21 protein-coding genes are annotated in these 23,074 nt (G+C 69.5%); 18 read left to right on the forward strand and 3 right to left on the reverse strand.

What is annotated here, in order from left to right; translation table 11 throughout:
- Positions 1-3 precede the first annotated feature (3 nt).
- From OXR08_RS09690 to OXR08_RS09720, 7 genes are all read left to right on the forward strand, one after another.
- Positions 4-1,107, forward strand: a complete 1,104-nt coding sequence (locus tag OXR08_RS09690; protein WP_267349479.1) for a phosphoribosyltransferase domain-containing protein — start codon at positions 4-6, stop codon at positions 1,105-1,107.
- Positions 1,107-1,847 carry a hypothetical protein gene (locus OXR08_RS09695; RefSeq protein ID WP_267349480.1) on the forward strand — a complete coding sequence of 247 codons (741 nt, stop codon included), beginning with the start codon at positions 1,107-1,109 and terminating at the stop codon, positions 1,845-1,847. Before OXR08_RS09690 ends, OXR08_RS09695 begins: the two co-directional genes overlap by 1 nt.
- Positions 1,844-2,932: a cysteine protease StiP domain-containing protein gene (locus OXR08_RS09700; RefSeq protein ID WP_267349481.1), complete on the forward strand. Its 1,089-nt coding sequence runs from the start codon at positions 1,844-1,846 to the stop codon at positions 2,930-2,932. Before OXR08_RS09695 ends, OXR08_RS09700 begins: the two co-directional genes overlap by 4 nt.
- Entirely contained in the window at positions 2,929-3,822 is an 894-nt protein-coding gene (locus tag OXR08_RS09705) for an HpcH/HpaI aldolase/citrate lyase family protein (protein WP_267349482.1), read from the forward strand. The genes OXR08_RS09700 and OXR08_RS09705 overlap by 4 nt, the downstream gene beginning before the upstream one ends.
- A 16-nt stretch (positions 3,823-3,838) precedes the next feature.
- Entirely contained in the window at positions 3,839-4,636 is a 798-nt protein-coding gene (locus tag OXR08_RS09710) for an AIM24 family protein (protein WP_267349483.1), read from the forward strand.
- A gap of 368 nt (positions 4,637-5,004) precedes the next feature.
- Positions 5,005-6,594: a hypothetical protein gene (locus OXR08_RS09715; protein WP_112382681.1), complete on the forward strand. Its 1,590-nt coding sequence runs from the start codon at positions 5,005-5,007 to the stop codon at positions 6,592-6,594.
- 102 nt (positions 6,595-6,696) lie between these two features.
- Positions 6,697-9,420, forward strand: a complete 2,724-nt coding sequence (locus OXR08_RS09720) for a TonB-dependent receptor (protein WP_112382576.1) — start codon at positions 6,697-6,699, stop codon at positions 9,418-9,420.
- On the opposite strand, the gene OXR08_RS09725 is transcribed toward OXR08_RS09720, so the two are convergent.
- The 3 genes from OXR08_RS09725 to OXR08_RS09735 are packed head-to-tail and all read right to left on the reverse strand — an operon-like array spanning position 9,417 to position 11,073.
- Positions 9,417-10,175 carry a hydrolase 1, exosortase A system-associated gene (locus tag OXR08_RS09725; RefSeq protein ID WP_267349484.1) on the reverse strand — a complete coding sequence of 253 codons (759 nt, stop codon included), beginning with the start codon at positions 10,173-10,175 and terminating at the stop codon, positions 9,417-9,419. The two genes, OXR08_RS09720 and OXR08_RS09725, sit on opposite strands and share 4 nt — an antisense overlap.
- Entirely contained in the window at positions 10,163-10,804 is a 642-nt protein-coding gene (locus tag OXR08_RS09730) for a hypothetical protein (RefSeq protein ID WP_267349485.1), read from the reverse strand. Before OXR08_RS09730 ends, OXR08_RS09725 begins: the two co-directional genes overlap by 13 nt.
- Positions 10,801-11,073: an acyl carrier protein gene (locus OXR08_RS09735; protein WP_112382575.1), complete on the reverse strand. Its 273-nt coding sequence runs from the start codon at positions 11,071-11,073 to the stop codon at positions 10,801-10,803. The genes OXR08_RS09730 and OXR08_RS09735 overlap by 4 nt, the downstream gene beginning before the upstream one ends.
- A gap of 84 nt (positions 11,074-11,157) precedes the next feature.
- Here OXR08_RS09735 and OXR08_RS09740 point away from each other — a divergent pair, with 84 nt between their 5' ends.
- The 11 genes from OXR08_RS09740 to OXR08_RS18685 all read left to right on the forward strand — a co-directional run.
- Positions 11,158-12,627 (forward strand): AMP-binding protein, encoded by a 1,470-nt coding sequence (locus tag OXR08_RS09740; protein WP_267349486.1) that lies wholly within the window; start codon positions 11,158-11,160, stop codon positions 12,625-12,627.
- Complete coding sequence (locus tag OXR08_RS09745) at positions 12,624-13,835, forward strand: pyridoxal-dependent decarboxylase, exosortase A system-associated (protein ID WP_267349487.1); 1,212 nt, start codon at positions 12,624-12,626, stop codon at positions 13,833-13,835. Before OXR08_RS09740 ends, OXR08_RS09745 begins: the two co-directional genes overlap by 4 nt.
- 118 nt (positions 13,836-13,953) lie before the next feature.
- Positions 13,954-14,598, forward strand: a complete 645-nt coding sequence (locus OXR08_RS09750) for an XrtA/PEP-CTERM system exopolysaccharide export protein (protein WP_267349488.1) — start codon at positions 13,954-13,956, stop codon at positions 14,596-14,598.
- Between the two features lie 10 nt (positions 14,599-14,608).
- Positions 14,609-16,120 (forward strand): XrtA system polysaccharide chain length determinant, encoded by a 1,512-nt coding sequence (locus OXR08_RS09755; RefSeq protein ID WP_267349489.1) that lies wholly within the window; start codon positions 14,609-14,611, stop codon positions 16,118-16,120.
- Between the two features lie 8 nt (positions 16,121-16,128).
- Complete coding sequence (locus OXR08_RS09760) at positions 16,129-17,121, forward strand: AAA family ATPase (protein ID WP_267349490.1); 993 nt, start codon at positions 16,129-16,131, stop codon at positions 17,119-17,121.
- Positions 17,118-18,788 carry a hypothetical protein gene (locus OXR08_RS09765; RefSeq protein WP_267349491.1) on the forward strand — a complete coding sequence of 557 codons (1,671 nt, stop codon included), beginning with the start codon at positions 17,118-17,120 and terminating at the stop codon, positions 18,786-18,788. The genes OXR08_RS09760 and OXR08_RS09765 overlap by 4 nt, the downstream gene beginning before the upstream one ends.
- Before the next feature lie 19 nt (positions 18,789-18,807).
- Positions 18,808-19,881, forward strand: a complete 1,074-nt coding sequence (locus tag OXR08_RS09770; protein ID WP_267349492.1) for an AAA family ATPase — start codon at positions 18,808-18,810, stop codon at positions 19,879-19,881.
- Positions 19,871-20,722 carry an XrtA system polysaccharide deacetylase gene (locus OXR08_RS09775; RefSeq protein ID WP_267349493.1) on the forward strand — a complete coding sequence of 284 codons (852 nt, stop codon included), beginning with the start codon at positions 19,871-19,873 and terminating at the stop codon, positions 20,720-20,722. Before OXR08_RS09770 ends, OXR08_RS09775 begins: the two co-directional genes overlap by 11 nt.
- Positions 20,719-21,741: a FemAB family XrtA/PEP-CTERM system-associated protein gene (locus tag OXR08_RS09780; protein WP_267349494.1), complete on the forward strand. Its 1,023-nt coding sequence runs from the start codon at positions 20,719-20,721 to the stop codon at positions 21,739-21,741. The genes OXR08_RS09775 and OXR08_RS09780 overlap by 4 nt, the downstream gene beginning before the upstream one ends.
- Before the next feature lie 4 nt (positions 21,742-21,745).
- Complete coding sequence (locus OXR08_RS09785; RefSeq protein ID WP_267349495.1) at positions 21,746-22,909, forward strand: TIGR03087 family PEP-CTERM/XrtA system glycosyltransferase; 1,164 nt, start codon at positions 21,746-21,748, stop codon at positions 22,907-22,909.
- Positions 22,910-22,962: 53 nt separating this feature from the next.
- On the forward strand, positions 22,963-23,074 hold a 112-nt coding region (locus OXR08_RS18685), incomplete at its 3' end, for an archaeosortase/exosortase family protein (RefSeq protein ID WP_346731896.1).

Genomic DNA, 23,074 nt, shown 5'->3' on the forward strand with positions numbered 1-23,074 from the left:
GCGATGATGGCGGCGGGGGGGCAGGTGTCGGCAGCGGCGGTGTCGCTGTCGACGGGGGAGTTGCGCGTGGAGGTGACGGGGGGCGATCCGGACTGGCCGCTCGCGCGGCTGTGCGGGTTCGCGGCGCGGCGCAATCCCAGGCGCGGTTTCCTGGTGGTGTCCAAGGTGCTGGGGCGACATTGGCCGGCGCGGCCGGGGGAGATGCGCGCCGCGGTGCGCGCGCTGGCGGCGCGGTTGCCGGGCGATCTGGCGGGGCCCATCGTGGTGATGGGGCTGGCCGAGACGGCGGTGTGCCTGGGCCAGACGCTGCATGAGGAGATGGCGCGGGGCGACGCGCTGTTCCTGCATTCGACGCGGCAGCGGATCGACCATCCGCTGCTGGCGCGGTTCGAGGAGCCGCACAGCCATGCGTCCGCGCATCTGGTGTACGAGCCGGTGGAGCCGGGGTTCGAGGCGCCGAGGACGCTGGTGCTGGTCGATGACGAGGTATCGACGGGGACGACGCTGACCAATCTGGCAAGGGTGCTGGTGGCGCGCTGGCCGAGCGTCGAGCGGATCGTGGTGGCGACGCTGACCGACTGGTCGGGGGGCGGGTGGCTGGCGGCGATGCCGCGGCCGGCGACGATCGCGAGCCTGTTGCAAGGGCGGCTGGACTGGACGCCGGGCGGGGTGGCGGAGGACGTGGCCGGGTTCGAGGCGGCGGCGGGGACGCTTGGCGTGCTGGACGATCCCGTCAATCACGGGCGGCTGGGCCGCCGTGACAGCGATGTCGCCGGGCCGGACAGGGAGCCGGCGGTTCACGGTCCGCTGCGGATCGTGGGGACGGGGGAGTTCACCTATGCGCCGTTCCGGCTGGCGGAGCGGCTGGAGGCGGCGGGGCTGGACGTGGTGGTGCAGGCGACGAGCCGCAGTCCGGCACGGATCGGCGGGGCGCTGGCCTGCGCGCTGTGTTTCGACGACAATTATGGGACGGGTGTGCCGAACTTTCTTTACAATGCGGATGCCGCCGATGGGCGGACGACATGGATCTGCCACGAGACGCCGGACGTTGATCCGGCACTGGTTTCGGCGCTGGATGCAGAAACGCTGCGCTGGAGTGCGCGCTGATGCGGGCGATCGCGCTGGTCGATCTGGACGACACGCTGTTCCAGACGCGGGCGAAATGCCCCGAGGACCTTGCCGACGAGGCGCTGACCCCGATCGGCTTTGCAGTCGACGGGGCACCGCTGAGCTATGCCACGCCGCGGCAGATGCGCTTCATCGAATGGCTGGCCGAGACGACGCATCTGGTGCCCGTCACCGGCCGCAGCCTGGATGCGCTGCGCCGGGTGAACGTGCCCTTTGCCGCCGGCGTGTGTGCGCATGGCGGCGTGGTGCTAGGCGAGGATGGCGAGCCGGATGAAGGCTGGGCGGCCGAGATCGCGCGTGCCGCGGCCGACCATGCCGGGGCGCTGGAGGGCTATGCCGCGGCGATCACCCGCGAGGCGGAAGCGCAGGGCGTGCCGCTGAGGGTACGAGTGCTGGAGGAGGCGGGCGTGCCGATCTACACCCTGGCCAAGCATCCCGAGGCGGATCACGACGCCTTGTTCAAGGTGGTGGACGCCGCGATCCCGGACGTGCCGGCGGGATGGACGCTGCATCGCAACGGCAACAACGTCGCGATGATGCCGCCCTATCTGGGCAAGGCCAATGCGGTGGCGCATCTGCTGCCCGGCCTTCGCGCGCGGTTTCCGGAGGCGAGCGTGATCGGGGTGGGCGACAGCCTGACCGATGCGCCGTTCATGGCGCTGTGCGATTTCGCGATGCTGCCGACGCGATCCCAACTGGCGGACCGGCTGTTCGCATGAGCGGCTTTTCCGGAAGCTACGATCCGGCGGACGTCACCTTCCTGTTGAAACCGGTGGTGCTGGCGGCCACCGACGTCGCGGCCAAGGAACGGGCGATCCAGTCCGGCGCGCGGCATTATTCGGAGATGATCGCGCCCGAGGCGGTGCCCGATGCCGCCTATCTGGCGCTGTACGATGCCGCCCTGCAACGCAACGGCCTGAGGCTGGCGAGCGATATCGCCGCGCTGGCCGCGCATCTGGCGGCGCGGGCGGAGGGCCGCGAGGTGGCGATCGCCAGCCTGGCGCGGGCGGGGACGCCGATCGGCGTGCTGCTGCTGCGCACGCTGCGTGCGCACGGCGTCAAAGCGGCGCATTATGCGATCAGCATCATCCGCGACCGGGGGATCGACCGTGCGGCGCTGGCCCATATCGCGGCGCGGCACGATCCGGCGGACGTGGTGTTCGTCGACGGCTGGACGGGCAAGGGCGCGATCGCGGGCGAGTTGCAGCGCAGCCTGGCCGACCGGCCGTTCGGCTTTGCACCGGTGCTGGCGGTGGTGGCGGACCCGGCGGGCGTGGCCGATATCGCGGCGACCGCGGACGATTACCTGATCGCGTCGGGGCTGTTGAACGGCATCGTGTCCGGGCTGGTCAGCCGGTCGATCCTGTCGGATGCGGTGGTGGGGCCGGGGGATTTCCATGCCTGCGTCACCTATCCCGAGCATGCGGCGGCGGACCGGTCGCGCGCATTCGTCGACGCGCTGGCGCCGATGGCGGCGCTGGCGCAACCGCGGCCGATCGGGGGGCACGGGGCGCAGCGCGCGGCCTTGCGCGCGGCGAGCGATGCGCTGGTGACGCGGATGCTGGCGGCGATCGGCAGCGAGGATGCGAACCGGGTGAAGCCGGGCATCGCGGAGGCGACACGCGCCCTGTTGCGGCGGATGCCGGAACGACTGTTCGTGCGCGATCCCGGCGATGCCGATGTCGCGCACCTGATCCATCTGGCGGAACAGGGCGGCGTGCCGGTGGAGCGGCTGGACGCCGATTGCCGGTACCGGGCGGTGACGATCATCCGCTCGCTGGGCCGGGACCGGGTGGCGGCATGACCGTGTCCGCGATCGAACTGGGCGCGACCCTGTATATGCCGTGCACGCGGGGCGACCTGGCGGCGGCACTGGCGCGGGCGGCGGCGTCGGGGCTGCGATCGGCGGTGTTGTGCGTCGAGGATTCGGTGCATGCGCGCGACGTGCCGGCGGCGCTGGAGAATCTGGCGGCGGTGTTGCCGGTCCTTGGCGCCATTCCACTGGCGGTGTTCGTCCGGCCGCGAAGTGCGGGCATGCTGGAGCATATCCTGCACCTGGACGGTATCGGCCATGCGGCGGGCTTCGTGATCCCCAAGGCGCATGCCGACAGCCTGCCCGCCTATCTGGCGCTGCCGCTGCACGAGGGGCACCGGCTGATGCCGACGCTGGAAACGCGCGAGGTGTGTGACGGGCACGAGATGCGCCGCCTGCGCGACCAGTTGCTGGGGCAGCAGGACCGTATCCTGGCGCTGCGCATCGGCGGCAACGACCTGTTGCAGATACTGGGGGCACGGCGATCGGCGACGCGCACCGTTTATGACGGGCCGCTCGGCCCGCTGATCGGGACGCTGGTGGCGACGTTCGCGCCCTGGGGGTTCGAGCTGACCGCGCCGGTGATGGAGAATTTCGCCAATCCTGCGCTGCTCGCCGCCGAGGTGGAGCGCGACCTGGACCATGGGCTGTGCGCCAAGACCGCGATCCACCCGTCCCAGGTGCCGGTGATCCATGCCTCGCTGGCGGTGCCGATGGCGCAACTGGCGGAGGCGCAGGCAATCCTCGGCGAGGACAGCCCGGCGGTGTTCAACAGCGCGGGCGTGATGTGCGAACCCGCAACGCATGCCCGCTGGGCACGGCGGGTGATGGCGCGGGCCGAAGCGTTCGGGACGACGGGCGCCGAACTGAAGATCGCGTGACGTGACGGAGGACGAGATGGCCGATTTCAGGACGAAGATCGACGAGCAGCAGGGCAATGGCATGCGGCTGGAACTCTTTCAGTTCAAGCGCAAGAGCTATGCCATGGCGCGCGCGGTGCAGGCGACGGCGCAGGGCGGAACGGCCGGGCAGGCCGCCGCGGCCCCGGTCTATGTCTACCCCGCGCATGAGGCGACCGCGCGGCAGGTTCGCATCGTGCTGGAGGGCGGGGCCGCGCTGCTCGAGCCGGGGGCGCTGCAATATGCGCACGGCGCGATCCATACCGAGGTGCAGCGCAACGAGAGCGGCGGCTTTCTGGCACGGGCGGTGAAATCGGCCGGGTCGGGTGAATCGGCCTATGCGACGCGCTTCTCGGGGCGGGGCGAGGTGTGGACCGAGCCGACCACCAAGCATTTCATCCTGGCGGCGATGGACGGGCCGCAGGATTCGCTGATCCTGGACGACGGCGCCTTTTACGCGTGCGACGCGAACATCCAGGTGTCGACGCATGTCCACCGCTCGGTCGCGGGGCTGTTCTCCGGCAACGGGCTGATGCAGCCCAAGCTGACGGGTGCGGGCGCGTTCGTGGTCGAGGCGCCGGTGCCGGTGGACGAGATCGAGGTGATCGAACTGGACGGATCGGGCGAACTGATCGTCGATGGCGACCTGATGCTGATGTATTCGGCGACGTTGCAGGTGGAGTTGCGGCCGCTGGTGCAGGGCATTCGCAACGCGATGCGCAGCGGCGAGGGGCTGGTGTTCGTCTTTCGCGGGCGTGGCACGGTATGGCTGACGCCCACCGCCAAGCTGGGGTGAGAGGCCGGGGGCGTGACCGAACAGTCCAGCGTCCCTGCATCTTCAAAGGTCGAAAGCGGTGGCGCCTCCACAAGCGCGGCGTTTGAGGAAACGCCCCACCTCAACCCCTTCCCTGAAGGGAAGAGGCTCCTCATGCCATTCCGATAGCGTCGGTCTTTGACGAGCAGCATTGCTGCATTGCAGCGAAACGGCCGATGCGGCCGCGCTGTGTCATCCCGGCATCGTCACGAAACCGTCACGCAGCCGTAACCGTTCTGACCCCGAAACCACATCTTCCCGTCATGCGGCCCGCCTAACCGCCGCGGGGAGATCGGCAGGGGGGAATGCTCTGGTCGATCGCACCATCCAAGATCGACCAGGAGCTTCACATGGCCCGCTTTAACCGCCTCGGCACTCTTCTACTGGCGACGACCGCGAGCCTGGCACTTGCCGGCTGCAACGGCGCGGACGGCGTCGCCTCGCCGGGCGAAGGCGTCATCGTCGTGCCGGGCACCCCGACACCGACGCCCTCCACCCCCACGCCGACCCCCACCGCACCGGGCACGCCCGCGGCGTCCTGCCCCACCGGCACGTCGGACGCCGGCATCGTCGGCAGCTATCGCGGCTGCCGCCTGCCGAGCCGCATCGAGGGTTCGCTGTCGCTCCAGAAGGTCGCGGGCGTCGCCTATGAGATCAACGGCCGCGTCGATGTCGGCGTCGACATCGGCGGCGCGGGCAACGCACCGGGCGGTGCGTCGGCCACGCTGACGATCGCGCCGGGCGTGCTGATCTATGCCAACACGACCAACGCCGATAACGACTTCCTGGTCGTCAACCGCGGCTCGCGCATGAACGCCGAGGGCACCGAGACGCAGCCGATCATCTTCACCGCGCAGCAGAACCTGACCGGCGGCGTCACCGACGAGAGCCAGGGCCTGTGGGGCGGCATCATCATGGCCGGCCGCGCGCCGATCTCGAACTGCAACGCGACCGTCGCGGGTGGTTCGGTGAACTGCGAAAACGTAGTGGAGGGCACCTCCACCGCGCTCTACGGCGGCGCGACGCCGACCGACAGCTCGGGCACCGTGCGCTACGTCCAGATCCGGTATTCGGGCACGATCATCAGCCCGAACAACGAGCTACAGGGCCTGACGCTCGGCGGCACGGGTTCCGGCACGACGATCGACCACGTCCAGGTCCATAACTCGTCGGACGACGGCATCGAGGTCTTCGGCGGTCGCACCAACATGCGCTACCTGGTGATGACCGGCACGGACGACGACGCGGTGGATACCGATGTGGGCTGGCAGGGCTTCATCCAGTTCGTGCTGGCGATCCAGAAGCCGGTGAACACGCAGACCGACAATTATTCGACCGAGATCGACTCGAACAACAACGAGGACGCGCTGCCGCGTCAGCGCTACACGCTGTCGAACTTCACCTTCGTGCAGACCTCGACCGCGACCAACGCCGCGATCCGCCTGCGTGGCGGCGCCGATGCGCGCTTCGTCAACGGCATCGTGGTCGGCCCGACCGCCTGCCTCAACATCGTCGCGGGTGCCGATGCGCAGGGCAAGACGACGATCCGTCCTGCCAACACCGCGCTGGAGGACAATGGCCCGCCGGTGTTCAACTCGGTGCTGTTCGGTTGCGCCAACCCCTATGCGGAGACGACGGTGAACAACGTCACCGTCACCAATGCGGAAATGGCGGCGATCTTCAACGCGGCGGGCGGCAACAATGTCGAGCGCGGCACCGGCCTGCTGACCAACGGCTTCTACCCCGCCGGCCAGGCCACGACCGCGACCGCGTTCAACGCCTCCACGCTGAACCCGGCAGGCACCTCGTTCCTGGTCCAGACCAGCTATGTCGGCGCGGTCAGCGGCCCGAACGACACCTGGTTCCGCGGCTGGACGTGCAATTCCAACCGCGCCAACTTCGGCACGACGTCGGGCGCCTGCACCAGCCTGCCGAGCTAAGCGGCGTATCCACGCGGGCGGCCGGAGCCGCCCGCGAACCCATTCAAGGCTCGGGGCGGCGGGGGTCGCCCACGAGCCATTACTTCAAGGCTCGGGGCCATCATGACGTCATCCTACCTTTCCACCCTGCTGGCGAGCACCATCCTGCTTCCGGCCGCCGCCGTCGCGCAGACCGGCACTGCGGCGCCCGCGGGCGGCGGGGCTCCGGCCGGTCAGGTGGTGTCGCCGCAGGCCGGCACGCCGGCGCAGCAGGACCCGCAAGCCGCCGCCGAGCAGCAGCAGGAACAGGTCGACGTCTCGACCCCGGGCGGGGCGGCGAACACGGACGAGATCGTCGTGGTCGGTCGCAACATCCCCAACGTCGTGCGCGCCACGCCGGAGGTGCTGAACGTCCTGTCCACCGCCGACATCCAGCGGACGGGCGAGGGCGACATCGCCGGTGCGCTCAGCCGCGTGACCGGCCTGTCGGTGGTCGGCAACGGCTTCGTCTATGTCCGCGGCCTGGGCGATCGCTACTCCTCGTCGCTGCTCAACGGATCGCCGCTGCCCAGCCCCGAGCCGCTGCGCCGCGTGGTGCCGCTCGACATCTTCCCGACCAACGTCATCGCCTCGGCGCTGGTGCAGAAGAGCTATTCGGTGAACTACCCGGCCGAATTCGGCGGCGGCGTCATCAACCTGACCACCAAGGCGGTGCCGGACAAGACCTTCTTCCAGATCGGCGGATCGCTCGGCGCGGACACGGTGACGACCAGCGAGCTGGGCTATACCTATGCCGGCGGCGATGCGGACTGGACCGGGTTCGACGATGGCACGCGCACCACGCCGGGCTTCATCAAGCGCGCCGGCATCGCGGGCACATCGCCCGGATCGTCCGAGATCATCGGGCTGAACAACGCGCAGACGACGCTGCTGCAGCAGAACAACCAGTTGCCGGCCAACTTCTCCTATGAGGCGAGCTTCGGCAGCTCCACCGATATCGGCAATGTCCGGCTGGGCGTGATCGCGGCGGCCGGGCTGTCGAACAGCTGGCGGACCCGCGATTCGCGCCAGCAGCTATCCGACGACATCGACGGCGGCCTGCTGCGCGATTTCCGCACCGTGCTGACCGATCACCGCGCGATCGTGAACGGCATGCTGGGCATGGGTGCCGAGTTCGGCGCGCACAAGATCCGGCTGACCAACCTCTACATCCACGACACGCTGAAGCAGGGGCGCCTGTCGCGCGGGACGACCGCCAATATCGGTACGCTGCCGGGCGGGATCGACCCGTTCATCAACCAGAATACGAGCTGGTTCGAGCGCGAGCTGCGCGACACGCAGCTGGTGGGCGAGTTCAAGTTCGACGACATCTCGTTCGACGCACGCGGCGCCTATGCCAAGACCAAGCGCAACAGCCCGTATGAGCGCGGCTTCACCTATCAGTATAACGAGGCGATCGGCGATTATACGAACAACCTGAGCGGGTTGCAGTCCGCCGCCATCGCGTTCAGCGAACTGGACGAGCGCCTGTGGTCGGGTCAGGCGAACCTGACCTGGAACGTGCCGTTCGACCGGCCGTTCGCGGTGTCGGTCGGCTATGCCTATAACGATACGGCGCGTAGCTCCAGCCGCTACACCTTCCAATATTCGGGGCCGAACAATGGTCCGGTGTCCGACACTATCGCGCAGTTGCGGCCCGATTACCTGCTGTCCGACTTCACCATCCAGAATGCGGGCATCTATCTGCGCAACACGTCGACCGGGCAGGGAGCGGCCGCATATGACGCGAGCCTGCGCGTCCACGGCGCCTATGCGCAGGTGGAGGGCGAGATCACCGACGGGCTGCGTGCCACGGTCGGTGTGCGCTACGAGAATGGCGACGAGCAGGTGATGCCTTCGGGCAACGCCGCGCCGACGCGTATCCAGAATGATTACTGGTTGCCGGCGGTGACGATCACCTGGAATTTCGCCGAGGACATGCAGCTTCGCGGGCATATGTCCAAGACGCTGGCCCGGCCGCAATTCCGCGAACTGGCGCCGCAGCTTTACCAGGATTTCGAGAGCGATCGCCTGTTCTTCGGCAACGCCTTCCTGAAGGACTCGCAGCTTTACAACGGCGAGTTGCGCTACGAATGGTATTTTGCGCGCGACCAGCGGTTCAGCGCCTCCGGCTTCTACAAGCGGATCGACGATCCGATCGAGGCGGTGGCATTCTTCCCCGGCGGCGCGGACGTGCTCCAGACCGGTTTCGCCAATGCCCCGCGTGCCAAGCTGTACGGCGGCGAGGTCGAGTTGCAGAAATATATTCCGCTCGACGGGCTGGACATCGGCTTCCTGGCGACACGCCGCCTGGTCGCGATCGCCAACTATACCTTTACCAAATCGTCGATCGACGCGACGGACCAGTTGATCGCCAGCCCGCTGCAGACCGGCGTCAACCCGGTGCTGCGCCCGGCCAACATCCTGTTCCAGGATGGTGCCTCGCTGGTCGGCCAGTCGGACCATCTGGTGAACCTGCAACTTGGGCTGGAGGACAAGGAAAGCCTGTCGCAGCTGACCGTGCTGTTCAACTATGCCAGCAACCGCGTGACCAATCGCGGCCCGGTGTCGGGCGGCGGCGGCCTGCGCCTGCCGGATCTGATCGAGCGTCCGGGCATCCGTCTGGACGTGGTGGCGCGGCAGGGCGTTGATCTGTTGGGTGGTCAGTTCGAGGTGAAGTTCGAGGCACGGAACCTGACGGGCACCGGCTACCGCGAATTCCAGACCTTCGAAAACGGCGCGCAGGTGGACATCAACCGGTACCGCCTGGGTCGCATCTTCACGCTGGGCGTCAGCACGACCTTCTAAGCAAGGGCTGCCAGGATCGCCGCGTCCACCGCTTGCGGGTGGCCGGCGAAACTGTGGGAGGCGGTGGCCACGTAGCCGGTGGCGAAACGGTGGCGGCGGGTGGCGACCTGGAAGCCGATGGCGGTGGCGTCGCCCTCGGCGAGCAGGATGGAGGCATCCGCCCCCCAGCCGGCGATGGCACGCATCACGCGGTCCGAAAGGGGCGGGGTGGGCGAGCGCCACAGCTTCACCAGGCCGGCGCGCAGGCGGGTCCGGTCGATGCCGCCGCGGGCGAAGCGCCACCATGTCGCGGGCGAGAACAGGCGTTGCGCATAATGCCGGCGGATCGCGGCAGCGGGGGGAAGTGCGTCATCGTCCTTCCCCAGCCACGGGTTCGCCAGAACGACGCGGTCGATCCCGGCGGCGCGACCATAGAGCGCCAGCGTGGTGGCGGCATCGCAATTGCCGAAGCCGATCAGCCGCGTGACCTGCGGCGCTGCGGCACGGAATATAGCGGCGGCGGCGGCGAGATCGGGCGCGGCGGATTGCCAGCCGCCGTTCGCCCCTTGCGAATCACCGATGCCGCGTCGGTCGTAGCGGAAGACGGGGTGGCCCCGTGCGGCGAGCCGGATAGCGAGCATCGTCATGCCGCGGTGTGCGCCCATCCGAGGTTCGTTGCCGCCGGAGACGATCAGGATGCCGGTGCTGCCCGTCGCCTCGTCCAGCGTGCCGAGCAGCGACGCCCCCTCGCACGCGAATGCGATCAGGCGGCGCATCGCCGGACCCATGTCGCGATATCGTCCACCAGCGCCGTGCCGAGCGTCAGGTCCGTGTCCGGTTCCGAACGGTGCCAGGGGGGAGCCCCGGGCAGCTTCATGTCGGCGGGGCGAGGGTCGGTATCCAGGCGCACGACGCGGGTCGGTACGTCGCTGGCGACGGGGTCGGTGCCGGGCAGCGCGGCGAGCAGTGCGGGTGCGACGGCATTTCCCGCCACCATCTCGCCCGTCGACAGTCGCCGCCATGCACGCAGCAGATCGTCGCCCCCCTGCGGCGCCAGAAGCCAGCGCGCGACCATCGGCGCGTCGGCATCGAGAAGCGCGGCGCTGCGGATGGCGAGCGTGACGGCGGGGCGGTTCAGGGAGCGGACGGCGGTAGCGAGTGCGGTGCGCAGGTCGGGCAGGCACAGCGCATCGGTAGGGAGCGGGCTTTCGCCGGTGCCGGGCAGGTCGGGCAGCGCCCCGGCGATGCCACGATCCGCAAGATGCCGCAGGATCGAAACGGCAAGGCCGCGGGTGCGATTCGCTTCTTCGAGAAGCGGAAGGATGGCGATGACCACCACACCGGTCGGGGGGCCGAAGCGCAGCATCGCCTCGGTCCCCCCCGACCAGGTGTAGCGATCGATCAAACGAGCGCCTTGCCGGCGGCGAACGCGACGAGGCTGCCGAAGCTTTCCAGCATCTCGCCGTCCACCTCGTCATCCTCGATCAGGACGCCCAACCGGTCCTCAAGCTCGGTCAGCACGCCGGCGACCGCCATCGAGTCGAGTTCGGGCAGCGCGCCGAACAGCGGCGTGTCGGCGGTGAAGCCGGCAACGCGCTCCGGCGTCAGTCCCAGCACGTCGGCCAGGACGGCGCGGACGGTATGTTCGATTTCGTGGCGGCCTTCGGGGATCACGGCTTGTGGCCTCGCTATGGTTCAGCCCGCCCGTTAATGCGCGGGGGTGAATTCGGCAACGGCTTGGCGCATAGCGGCGGTGTCATGATCCCACTGGATGCCACCCCCCGACCCATCGACCATGTTCTGGCCGGCGCGCCCGATGCTCCTGCGCTGATCGAGCGGGCGGGGGTGATGGACTATGCCGCGCTGGAGGATGCGGTCGCGCGGGCGGCCGGCTGGCTGGCGGCGCAGGGCTTCGCGAAAGGGGACCGGGTGGCGAGCTGGCTACCCAAGACGCGGATGGCCTGCATCCTGCCGCTGGCGGTGCCGCGCGCCGGGCTGGTGCACGTGCCGATCAATCCGGCACTGCGCCGGGCACAGGTGGAGCACATCCTGAACGACAGCGGTGCCCGGATGCTGGTGACGCAGGAGGCGCGGACGGCGGGGCTTGAGGATATCGCGACGCCGATCGTTGCCGAGGATGCGCTGGACGGGCCGGCGCTCGGCCGCTCCGACGCCGACACCGGTGCGCTGGCGGCGATCCTGTATACGAGCGGATCGACCGGGCGGCCCAAGGGGGTGATGCTGAGCCATGCCAATCTGTGGCTGGGGGCGGTGTCGGTCGCGCATTACCTGAAGCTGACGCCCGACGACCGGGTGCTGGGCGTGTTGCCGCTGAGTTTCGATTACGGGCAGAACCAGTTGTTTTCGAGCTGGATCGCTGGCGCAAGCGTGGCGCCGCTGGACTATCTGACCGCGCGCGACGTGGTGAAGGGGGTAGCGCGGGTCGGTGCGACGACGCTGGCCGGGGTGCCGCCCCTGTGGGTGCAGATGCTGGAGGCGGAATGGCCGGGGGAGGTCGCGGCATCGCTGCGGCGACTGACCAATTCCGGTGGCGCGCTGACGCCGCGCCTGGTGCGCGATCTGCGGGCGCGCTTTCCGGGCGCCGACCTGTACGCGATGTACGGGCTGACCGAGGCGTTCCGCTCCACCTACCTCGATCCAGCGCTGGTCGACGCACATCCCGACGCGATCGGGCGGGCCATTCCCTTTGCCGAGGTGATGGTGGTGCGGGCGGACGGCACCCGCGCGCTCCCCGGCGAGCAGGGGGAGCTGGTCCATGCCGGGCCGCTCGTCGCGGGAGGCTATTGGCAGGACGAGGAGCGTAGCGCGCAACGCTTTCGCCCGGCACCGGAATTTGCCGTGTCGGGGGGCATGGCGGTGTGGTCGGGCGACAGCGTGGTGGAGGGGGAGGACGGGTTGTTGCGCTTCGTCGGGCGGGACGACGACATGATCAAGTCGGCGGGAAACCGGATCAGTCCGCAGGAGATCGAGGAGGCGGTATTGGCGGGTGGCGAGGCGCGCGAAGCGGTGGCGATGGGCGTGGCGGACGAAAGGCTGGGCCAGGCGATCCATGTCGTGCTGGCCGGCGATCCGGCGCAGGAGGCGGGCTTGCGCGCGCGGTTGAAACGCGACTTGCCGAGCTTCATGCAACCACGCAGCTATGACTGGCGGGAAGCCCTGCCGCGCAACGCCAATGGCAAGCTGGACCGGGCGGGGTTGCGCGCATGAAGCCGATGGGACCGATCCCGCCGGAGTTCGCCGGGCAGCGGGGTGCGCTGGCGATCGGCGGGCGCGCGGCGGCGGACTGGATCGAGGGGGACGCGCCGGTGTTCGTCTACGACCCCGCCATCGTCGCGGCGCGGGTGGCGCGGTTCCGGGCGAGCTTTGCGGGCATCGACCTGCATTATGCGATCAAGGCCAATCCGTTCCCGCCGCTGCTGACGGCGATGGCCGGGATGGTCGACGGTTTCGACGTCGCATCCGCGGGAGAACTGGACAAGGTCGCAGGGCTTGGCCTGCCGATCAGTTTTGCCGGGCCGGGCAAGCGCGACGGCGAACTGGCCGCGGCGATCGCCGCCGGGATCACGCTGAACGTGGAATCGGAAGGGGAGGCGGAGCGGGCGCTGACCATCGCGGCACGCCTTGACCGGGTGCCGCGGCTGGCGGTCAGGGTGAACCCGGATGTGGAGTTGCGCGGATCGGGCATGCGGATGGGCGGGCGCCCCTCGCCATTCGGGATCGACGCGGTGCGGGTGCCCGCGCTGGTACGGCGGCTGGTGACGGCGGGCGCGGACTGGCGCGGTTTCCACATCTATGCGGGCAGCCAGGCGCTGGACGCGCAGGCGATCATCGACACGCACGCCGCGACGCTGGATCTGGCGGCGCGGCTGGCGGACGAGGCGGGCCATGCGCCGCCGCTGGTCAATCTGGGCGGCGGGTTCGGCGTGCCCTATTTCGCGGGCGACACGGCGCTGGAGGTGGAAACGGTCGGCGCGGCGCTGGCCGATGCCCTGTCGGGGCGTGCCGCGGTGCTGGCCGACAGCCGGTTCGCGATCGAACTGGGCCGCTGGCTGGTCGCGGAGGCGGGCGTGTATCTGGCGCGGGTGATCGACCGCAAGGAGAGCGGGGGCGAGACCTTCCTGATCCTGTCGGGCGGGTTGAACCACCAACTGGCCGCGAGCGGCAATTTCGGCACGGTGGTGCGGCGCAACTATCCGCTGGCGGTGGTGCATGCGATGGGGGCGGAACGGCACGAGACGGTGTCGGTGGTCGGGCCGCTGTGCACGCCGCTGGACCGGCTGGGCGACCGGGTGGCGTTGCCCGCCGCCGCGGCGGGGGACGTGATCGCGATCTTCCTGGCGGGGGCGTATGGCGCGAGCGCGAGTCCGGCAGCGTTTCTGGGCCATCCGGCGGCGGCGGAGCGGCTGGCGCGGTGACGGTGCCGCCGTTTTGCGACTTTCCATCCGCCTCTAACGCTATGTTCACCTCTGGCACAGCATAGCGGAGGGTGAAGACGATGGCGCCGGACATGGCGTCTTGAGGAGTGATGTTCCGATGCCCGGCCCATTTGTCCGTTCCTGCCTGCTCGCCGGCATCGCTGCCACGGCCCTGACCGGGTGCGCCACGACGACGACGCCGGCGGCGCAGTTGCCCGCGGCGTCCTATGTGGCGAGCAAGGAGCAGCCGGGCGAGGAATATGTGATCGGTCCGCTGGACCAGTTGAACATCTTCGTGTGGCGCAATCCCGAACTGACCGCCAAGGTACAGGTGCGCCCCGACGGCCGGATCACGACGCCGCTGGTCAACGACATGCCCGCCGTGGGCAAGACGCCGGCGATGCTGGCCGAGGACATGACCAAGGCCCTGTCCGAATATATCTCCAAGCCGATCGTCTCGGTGATCGTGGAGAATTTCTCCGGCACGTTCAGCCAGCAGGTGCGCATCGTCGGCGCCACCGAAAAGCCGGCATCGCTGCCCTACCGCGCGAACATGACGCTGCTCGATGCGATGATCGCGGTCGGCGGCCTCAGCCAATATGCCGCGGGCAACAAGGCCAAGCTGGTGCGCTACGACCGGGCGACGGGCAAGCAGAAGGAATATGCGCTGAAGATCGCCGACCTGCTGAAGCGCGGCAATTCCTCCGCCAATGTCCGGCTGGAGCCGGGCGACGTGATCATCATCCCCGAGTCGATGTTCTGAGGATGCGCGCATGAACGGCATCCTGGACGAGGTAAGGCTGGCGCTGCACGCGGTGTGGACGCGGCGCTGGGTCGCGCTGGCGGTCGCCTGGGCCGTGTGCGTGCTCGGCTGGCTGTTCGTGGCGCAGATACCGAGCCGGTACGAGTCGCGCGCCCGCGTGCTGGTCGACATGCAGTCGATCCTGCCCGCCGACCTGAACGGGGCGCCGCAGGCGGCGCAGCAGACGGTGGACCAGGTGCGCCAGACGCTGATCTCGGCGGTGAACCTGCAGAAGGTGGTGCGCGGCACCGATCTGGCGAACACGGTGGCGAACGATCGCGACGTGGCCGACCGGGTGTCGTCGCTGGCGCAGTCGATCAAGATCGACAGCCAGCAGGACAATCTGTTCCAGATCACCACGACGATGAGCAGCCCGAAGCTGGCGCGCGACGTGACGCAGAAGCTGATCGACATTTTCGTCGAAACCAATCTGGCGGGCGATCGCAGCGCGACGAGCCAGAGCTTGGCGTTTCTGGACAAGCAACTGGCGCAGCGCCAGCGGCAACTGGCGGATGCGGAGGCCAAGCGCGCCGACTTCCAGAACCGGTATCTGGGTGGCCTGCCGGGTACCGGGTCGGTGAGCGACCGCATCGGTGCGTCGCGCGCGCAGATGGCGCAGGTGGACGGCGACCTGGCCGCGGCGCAGTCCGGGCTGGCGGCGGTGCAGGGGCAGATGGCGTCCACCGCACAGACCGTGGCGGGCCCGGGGGGCACCACCGGTGGCCCGGCGCGCGCGCGGCTGGCGGCGATCCAGGGGCAGCTGGCCGATGCGCGGGCACGCGGCTATACCGACAATCACCCCGATGTGGTGGCGCTGAAGAGCCAGCTGGGCGCGGCGACCGCGGCGGCGCGGGCCGAGCCGGCGGGCACGGCGGGCGGTGCGACGGCCAATCCGCTCTACCTGTCGCTGCAATCGCTGGCGGCGGACAAGCAGGCGCAGGTCGCGGCACTCCGGATGCGAAAGGCGCAGTTGCAGGGCGATCTGGACCAGTTGAACGCCAAGCTGGCCGGTGATCCGGAGGTCGCGGCCGAGCAGGGCCAGATCGAGCGCGATTATGAGGTGCTGCAGGACCAATATAACCAGTTGCTGCGCCAGCGCGAACAGATCGCGCTGCGCGGTCAGGCGCAGACGCAGACCGATGCCGTGCGCTTCAGCCTGATCGATCCGCCGACGCTGGCCTCCAAGCCGGTGGCGCCGAACCGCATGCTGTTGCTGAGTGGCGTTTTCGTGGCCGGATTGGGCGCAGGCGTCGCCGCGGCGTTCGCGCTGGCGAAGCTGAGGGGGACGTTCACCACGGTCGGCGCCTTGGAGCGGGCGACCGGCATGCCGGTGATCGGTGCGATCGGCGAGGTGGTGACCCGCGCCCAGGCCGAGGCACGGGCAAAGCGGCTGAAACTGTTCCTCGGCGGGACGGCGGCGCTGGGGGTGGCCTATGTGCTGCTGCTGGGTGTTGAGGTATTGCAGCGCGGAATGGCGGCGTGAGGACCCAGATGAGCAACCCCAGACCGCGCCGATCATCCTCGCTGCTGGAACGTGCGGCCGAGATATACGACTTTTCGGCGCATATTCGGGCAACGCCGCCGGCGGCGGTGGCCGTGCCGCCGGAACGGGAGCCCGAGGCGCCGGTCGCGATGCCGGCAACGCCGGGTAATGACGGGCCGGTGCTGCTGAACATTCCCGAGGAGTTTCGGGCGAGCGCGGCCGACAGCGCGTTCCTGGCGAGCGAATATGCGCCGGGCTTTACCGATGTGGCGACGATCGACCGGGCGATGCTGGCGGAAAACGGCATGATCGTGCCCGGCGCGCCGGTGGGGCCGCTGGCGGAGGAATTCCGGCTGGTGAAGCGGCAATTGTTCGTGACGCGCGAACGGTTGCTGGCCGCGGGCGAGACGGACAAGGCGCGCAGCGTGCTGGTCTGTTCGTCCCGGCCGCGCGACGGCAAGACGTTCTGCGCGATCAATCTGGCGCTGTCGGTGGCGGCGGAACGCGATACCGAGGTGTTGCTGGTCGATGCCGATTTTGCCAAGCCGGACGTGCTGGCGCGGTTGGGGCTGCCCGAGGGGCCGGGGCTGCTGGATGCGCTGGACGATGCGCGGATCGACGTCGAGACGCTGGTGGTGCGCACCGACGTGCCGCATCTGTCGGTATTGTCGGCGGGCACCAAGACGGCGAGCGACACCGAATTGCTGGGATCGGCACGGACCCGCGCGGTGCTGGCCCGGCTGCTGGAGGCCAATCCCCGCCGCCTGATCATCTTCGATTCGCCGCCGGCGTTGGCGGCGTCGCCCGCCTCGGTGCTGGCGATGCTGGTCGGGCAGGTGATGCTGATCGTGCGGGCGGACCGGACGCCGGAAAACGAACTGGCCGCAGCGGTGAACCTGCTCGACGGGTGCGAGCATATCCAGCTCGTGCTGAACTCGGTGGCGTTCGTGTCCGGCAGCCAGCGGTTCGGCAGCTATTACGGGCAGGAGGGCGCACGGTGAAGGCAGTGGCGGCCCTTGCCGGCGTCGTCCTGGCGGTGCCCGCGGCGGCACAGACTGGGGGCGGCGTCGCCGGCCCATCGGTGCCGTCGCAGGCACAGGTCGCGGACGGGACCGCGAACGGGGCGCCGGCATCGGGCCGCACGGTGGTGCAGCCCTATATCGAGCTGGGGCAGGTGCTGGCGGCGGACCTGCGCTCCGGCGACGTGCTGACCTATACCACGCTGGCCGCCGGGGTGGATGCGTCGATCGCCACCGCGCGCGCGCAGGGGCAGGCCAGCTATCGCTACGAGCGGCGGATCGGCTGGGGCAATGATCTGGCGGACAGCGACGTGCATGCCGGGCTGGCGCGCGGGTTCGTGTCGCTGACCCGCGGGCTGAGCCTGGAGGGCGGGGCGCTGGCGACGCGGGTGCGATCGGACATTCGCGGCGATGCGCCGGGCGTGCTGGTCGGCAATGTCGGCAACACCAGCCAGCTTTATTCGGCCTATGTCGGGCCGAGCTATACCGGCCAACTGGGCGTCGCGACGGTGAACGCCAATTACCGGCTGGGCTATACCAAGGTGGAGGTGCCGTCGATCGGCGGCATTTCGCCCACGCTGCCGCGGCTGGATTATTTCGACGACAGCTGGAATCACATCGCGACCGCCAGCATCGGCGTGGCGCCGGGCGTGGTGGCGACGCCGGGCTTCACGGCCAGCGGCGCCTATGAGCGCGAAACGGCGGGGCAGTTGTCCGGCCGGTACGAGGGTTGGTACGGGCGCGGCGACGTGCTGTGGCCGGTTTCCCCTTATGTCGCGCTGGTCGGCGGGGTCGGTTACGAGCGGATCGAGACGAGCCAGCGCGACGCCTTGCGCGGTGCGGACGGGGCGCCGGTGCTGGACGGGGATGGCCGCTTCGTCACCGATCCCGCCTCGCCGCGGCGGATCGCGTACCGGACGGACGGCGTCTATTACGATGTCGGCGTGATGTGGCGGCCCAATCGCCGCACCGCGCTGGAGGCGCGAGTGGGCGAGCGGTTCGGATCGATCAGCTACACGGGGTCGCTGCGCTATCAGGTGTCGCGCAGCATGGGTGTGGCGGTGGTGGTGTATGACGGGGTGCAGACCTTCGGGCGGCAGCTTCGCACCGGGCTGGCCAGCCTGCCGACCAGCTTCATCGGTGCGCGCGACGTGTTCGGCCAGGGGGTGAATGGCTGCGTCTTCTCGACCAGCGGGACGACGCCGGGCGGATGCCTGAACGACGTGTTCCAGTCGGTGCAAACGGCCAGCTACCGCGCACGCGGGGTGGACGGGATCGTCACGGTGCAGCGGGGACTGGCGACCTGGGGCGCGGGTGCCGGCTATGCCAACCGGCGGCTCTTTTCGCCGAACGTGCCGGGGGGCGTGGTGCTGTACGGGCTGGAGGACGAAAGCTGGTACGGGCAGCTCTTCTATGCACGCCAGTTGAACGCGGTGTCGGGCGTGGACCTGAACGCCTTCATCAATCATTACAGCAGCGAGCTTGCGGGGGCGGACGATGTCGTCTCGGTGGGGGCGACCGCCAGCTATTACCGCAATTTCGGACGGCTGGGCACCACGGCCAGCGTCGGGCTGTACCACTTCCAGGTGGGCGACCTCGACAGCGCCTTGTCCGCACAGGCGCTTATCGCCGCCCGTTACTATTTTTGATCGGCCGGAAAGGCAGGATATGTACGACACGCATTACGGGCTAACCGGACGGCCGTTCCAGCTGACGCCCGACGCGCGCTTCTGGTACGAGACGGCGACCCACCGCAAGGCGATGTCCTATCTGGGATACGGGCTGGCGCAGGGCGAGGGCTTCATCGTCATCACCGGCGATATCGGCGCGGGCAAGACGACGCTGGTCGGTCACCTGCTGGAGACGATCGATCCGCGCCGGCTGCATGCGGTGACCATCGTGTCGACCGCGATCGACGCGCGCGACCTGCTGCGCACCATCGCGACGCAGCTGAACGTCGACCCCGACGGGCTGGAAAAGGCGCAATTGCTGACCGCGATCGAGCGGGGACTGCACGGCGTCGCGCGGACCGGGCGGCGGACGCTGCTGATCGTGGACGAGGCGCAAGGGTTGCCGGTGGATGCGCTGGAGGAACTGCGCATGCTCTCCAACTTCCAGGCGGGCGGGCATGCGCTGCTCCAGATCGTACTGCTCGGCCAGCCCGAGTTTCGCGAGCGGCTGCACGGGTCGGAGCGGCTGGAGCAACTGCGCCAGCGGATCATCGCGATCCACCATCTCGACCCGATGGAGGAACATGAGGTCGCCGATTACATCGCGCATCGCCTGTCGATCGTGGGGTGGCAGGGGCGGCCGGACTTCGCCGACGACGCGTTCGCCGCGCTGTACCGCGTGTCGGGCGGCGTGCCGCGGCGGTTGAACCTGCTGGCCGGGCGGGTGATGCTGCAGGCGGCGGTGCTCGATCTGACGCTGATCGATGCCGAGGTGGTGGAGACGGTGGCGGAGGACATGGCGGCGGACCTGCCGATGCCGACCGAGGCGGCGGCCCCGGAATCGGTGCGCGTCGTTGCCGACGAGGTACCGGTGCCCGTCACTCCGTCGCCCGCGCCGACCCCCGACGAAGGATTGCGCGCGCGGGTGGCGGCGCTTGAGACGCGCGTCGAGCAGCAGGAGGCAGCGCTGCGCCGTATCCTGACGCTGCTGGTCGACTGGGTCGAATCCGATCGCGAACAGCCCGACCTGTCGCCCCTGCACCGGCCGAGCGCGTGGGACCATGCCGCCTAAGCCCCTGAACGGCATGTCGGTCGACGTGGAGGAATGGTTCCAGGTCGGCGCGTTCGAGCGGGTGATCGACAAGGCGGACTGGGACCGGCTGGACGCCCGCGTCGAGGCCAATACCGGTGCGGTGCTGGACCTGTTCGCCGAGACGGGAACGCGCGCGACCTTTTTCACGCTGGGATGGGTGGCACACCGCCACCCCCGCCTGATCCGCCGCATCGTCGATGCCGGGCACGAGATGGCAAGCCATGGCTGGGACCATGCCCGCGTCTTAACCATGGACGCAGGGACGTTCCGCGCCGATCTGGCGCGGGCGCGGGCCGCGATCGAGGATGCGTCGGGGCAGCCGGTGACGGGGTACCGGGCGCCGAGCTTTTCGATCGATGCGCGCACTCCATGGGCGCACCAGGTGCTGGCCGAGGCGGGCTATGCCTATTCCTCCAGCGTCGCACCGCTGGCGCACGACCATTATGGCTGGCGCGAGGCGCCGCGCTATGCCTATCGCCCGCTCGTCGACAGCGCACTGATCGAGGTGCCGGTGACGGTAGCCGAGATCGCCGGGCGGCGATGGGCGACGGGGGGCGGCTTTTTCCGCCTGTTGCCGGGGCAGTTGATGGACTTTGCGGTGCGGCAGGTGAACGCCGAGGCGCATGGCGCGGTGTTCTACTTCCACCCCTGGGAGATCGACCCGGACCAGCCGCGCGTGGCGAACGCGCCGTTAAAATCGCGGGTGCGGCATTATTCGCGGCTGGGCGCGATGGCGGGCAAGCTGCGCCGACTGGCGAGGCGGCACGACTGGGGCCGGATGGACGCGGTGGTGGCGCAGGAGGCACGGGCGCTGTCATGACCGAGATCCGCGTGGCGGACCTGCGGGTGGCCGATGAGGCCGCGCGGATCGATGCGTTCGTGCAGCAGGCGCCGGGCGCCACGCCCTTTCACCTGACCGGCTGGTCGCGCGCGGTGGAGCGGGGCACGGGGCAGAAGGCACGCTATCTGGTGGCGGAGCGCGGCGGCGTGCCGGTGGGGGTGCTGCCGCTGACCGCGATGCGATCGCCCCTGTTCGGTAAGGCATTGGTATCCGCCGGGTTCGGTGTCGATGGCGGCGTGCTGGGCGAGGGTGTGGACGCGCTGGCGGCGGCGGCCTGGGATATGGCACGGGCCGGCGGAATGGGCAGTGTCGAGTTGCGCGGCGGGCCGGCGCCCGAGGGCTGGGCGGTGAACGACAGCAGCTACCTGGGCTTTGTCCGGCCGCTGGCGGCGGATGACGAGGCGGAACTGAAGGCGGTGCCGCGCAAGCAGCGTGCGGAGTTGCGCAAGGCATTGGCGCTGGACCTGCAGATCGAAACCGGCAGCGGGGCGCGCGACCGGGCGGCGCATGCACGCGTTTACGGCGAGTCGGTGCGCAATCTGGGGACGCCGGTATTCCCGCGCACGCTGTTCGCGGCCGTACTGGACGAACTGGATGCCGACATACTGACCGTGCGGCATGAGGGGCGGGCGGTGGCGAGCGTGCTGAACCTGTATTTCAACGGAACGGTGTATCCCTATTGGGGCGGGGGTACGCAGGCGGCACGGGGCCTGCGCGCCAACGACGCGATGTATTTCGCCCTGATGCGTCATGCGCGCGAACGCGGATGTACGCGGTTCGACTTCGGTCGGTCGAAGACGGGCACGGGGGCCGCCGCGTTCAAGAAGAATTGGGGGTTCGACGGCCAACCGCTGCGCTATGCCAGCCGGCACGAGGGCGAGGCGCGCGAGGTGAACCCGCTGAACCCCAAATATGCCCTGATGGTGGCGACGTGGAAGCGCCTGCCGTTATGGCTGGCCAATCGCGCCGGGCCCTGGATTTCCCGGGGGCTCGGCTGAGGCGGTGAAGGACCTGCTGTTCCTGGCGCATCGGGCGCCGTTTCCGCCCGATCGCGGGGACAAGATCCGCAGCTTCCATATCCTGTCGCATCTGGCGGCGCGGGCGCGGGTGCATCTGTGCGCCTTTGCCGACGATCCGGCGGACCGGGTGGTGCCGCCCGCGCTGGCGGCGCGGCTGGCGAGTTGCCGCATCGTGCCGCGCACCAAATCGAGCCCGCGCGCGGGGCTGGAGGCGCTGGCGAGCGGGCGACCCCTGTCGCTGACCGCCTTTGCCGATCGCCGGATGACCGCGGCCGTCGCGGACGTGGTGCGTGCCCACCCGATCGCGGCGACCTATGTGTTTTCGGGGCAGATGGCGCCCTATGCCCCGGCGGGCGTGCCGATGACGATGGACATGGTGGATGTCGATTCCGCCAAGTTCGCGCAACTGGCCGAGGGCGCGCACGGCCCCATGGCGTGGATCTATGCGCGTGAGGCCAGATTGCTGGCGGCGCATGAGCGATCGGTATCGGCGCGCGCGGCGGCGACCCTGTTCGTCAGCGAGGCGGAGGCAGCGCTGTTCCGCGCAGGCGGTGGTCGTGGACGGATCGTCGCGGTCGAGAACGGGATCGATGCGGCGACCTATGATCCGGCCACGTGCCGCCCGGTGGCGGCGGGAGCGGAGACGATCCTGTTCACCGGACAGATGGATTACCGCCCGAATATCGAGGCGGTAACGTGGTTTGCCGACCATGTCCTGCCGATCGTCCGGCAGAGCCGGCCGGCGGCGGTGTTTGTGATCGTCGGGCGGGCGCCGGTGGCGGCGGTGACGCGGCTGGGTGCGCGGGACGGGGTGGTGGTGACGGGGACGGTGCCCGACGTACGTGGATGGCTGGCGGCGGCGCGGGTGTGCGTGGCACCGCTCAGGCTGGCGCGCGGTATCCAGAACAAGGTGCTGGAGGCGATGGCGATGGCGCGCCCGGTGGTGGCGACGCAGGCGGCGGCCGAGGGCATCGACCATGGCGGCACGATCGCGGTGGCCGATAGCCCGGAGGCGTTCGCGGCGGCGGTGATCGCGGCGCTGGACGGACCCGCGGATCGGCCGGACGCGCGTGCCCAGGTGCTGAGCCGTTATGACTGGCGCGCGCGGCTGGCGCCGCTGGACGCGCTGATGGGGCTGGAAGCGTGAGCCGCCGGTGGCGCTGGCATCTGCTGGTGCTGGGGGCGGTGTGGCTGGCGCTGGTGGCGCTGTTCTGGCGCGATGTGGTGCAGCTGGTCGGTCTGTGGTGGACGAACACGACCTATGGGCATTGCCTGTTCATCCTGCCGGTGGTCGGGTGGCTGGTGTGGCAGC

It is taken from the genome of Sphingomonas sp. GM_Shp_2, assembly GCF_026540875.1.
Lineage (GTDB): Bacteria > Pseudomonadota > Alphaproteobacteria > Sphingomonadales > Sphingomonadaceae > Sphingomonas > Sphingomonas carotinifaciens.

What these genes read in the sequence shown, in the direction of transcription:
- OXR08_RS09690 (WP_267349479.1), top strand. Translation starts at nt 4, where the DNA reads ATGATGGCGGCGGGGGGGCAGGTGTCGGCAGCGGCGGTGTCGCTGTCG.
- OXR08_RS09695 (WP_267349480.1), top strand. Translation starts at nt 1,107, where the DNA reads ATGCGGGCGATCGCGCTGGTCGATCTGGACGACACGCTGTTCCAGACG.
- OXR08_RS09700 (WP_267349481.1), top strand. Translation starts at nt 1,844, where the DNA reads ATGAGCGGCTTTTCCGGAAGCTACGATCCGGCGGACGTCACCTTCCTG.
- OXR08_RS09705 (WP_267349482.1), top strand. Translation starts at nt 2,929, where the DNA reads ATGACCGTGTCCGCGATCGAACTGGGCGCGACCCTGTATATGCCGTGC.
- OXR08_RS09710 (WP_267349483.1), top strand. Translation starts at nt 3,839, where the DNA reads ATGGCCGATTTCAGGACGAAGATCGACGAGCAGCAGGGCAATGGCATG.
- OXR08_RS09715 (WP_112382681.1), top strand. Translation starts at nt 5,005, where the DNA reads ATGGCCCGCTTTAACCGCCTCGGCACTCTTCTACTGGCGACGACCGCG.
- OXR08_RS09720 (WP_112382576.1), top strand. Translation starts at nt 6,697, where the DNA reads ATGACGTCATCCTACCTTTCCACCCTGCTGGCGAGCACCATCCTGCTT.
- OXR08_RS09725 (WP_267349484.1), bottom strand. Translation starts at nt 10,175, where the DNA reads ATGCGCCGCCTGATCGCATTCGCGTGCGAGGGGGCGTCGCTGCTCGGC.
- OXR08_RS09740 (WP_267349486.1), top strand. Translation starts at nt 11,158, where the DNA reads ATGATCCCACTGGATGCCACCCCCCGACCCATCGACCATGTTCTGGCC.
- OXR08_RS09745 (WP_267349487.1), top strand. Translation starts at nt 12,624, where the DNA reads ATGAAGCCGATGGGACCGATCCCGCCGGAGTTCGCCGGGCAGCGGGGT.
- OXR08_RS09750 (WP_267349488.1), top strand. Translation starts at nt 13,954, where the DNA reads ATGCCCGGCCCATTTGTCCGTTCCTGCCTGCTCGCCGGCATCGCTGCC.
- OXR08_RS09755 (WP_267349489.1), top strand. Translation starts at nt 14,609, where the DNA reads ATGAACGGCATCCTGGACGAGGTAAGGCTGGCGCTGCACGCGGTGTGG.
- OXR08_RS09760 (WP_267349490.1), top strand. Translation starts at nt 16,129, where the DNA reads ATGAGCAACCCCAGACCGCGCCGATCATCCTCGCTGCTGGAACGTGCG.
- OXR08_RS09770 (WP_267349492.1), top strand. Translation starts at nt 18,808, where the DNA reads ATGTACGACACGCATTACGGGCTAACCGGACGGCCGTTCCAGCTGACG.
- OXR08_RS09775 (WP_267349493.1), top strand. Translation starts at nt 19,871, where the DNA reads ATGCCGCCTAAGCCCCTGAACGGCATGTCGGTCGACGTGGAGGAATGG.
- OXR08_RS09780 (WP_267349494.1), top strand. Translation starts at nt 20,719, where the DNA reads ATGACCGAGATCCGCGTGGCGGACCTGCGGGTGGCCGATGAGGCCGCG.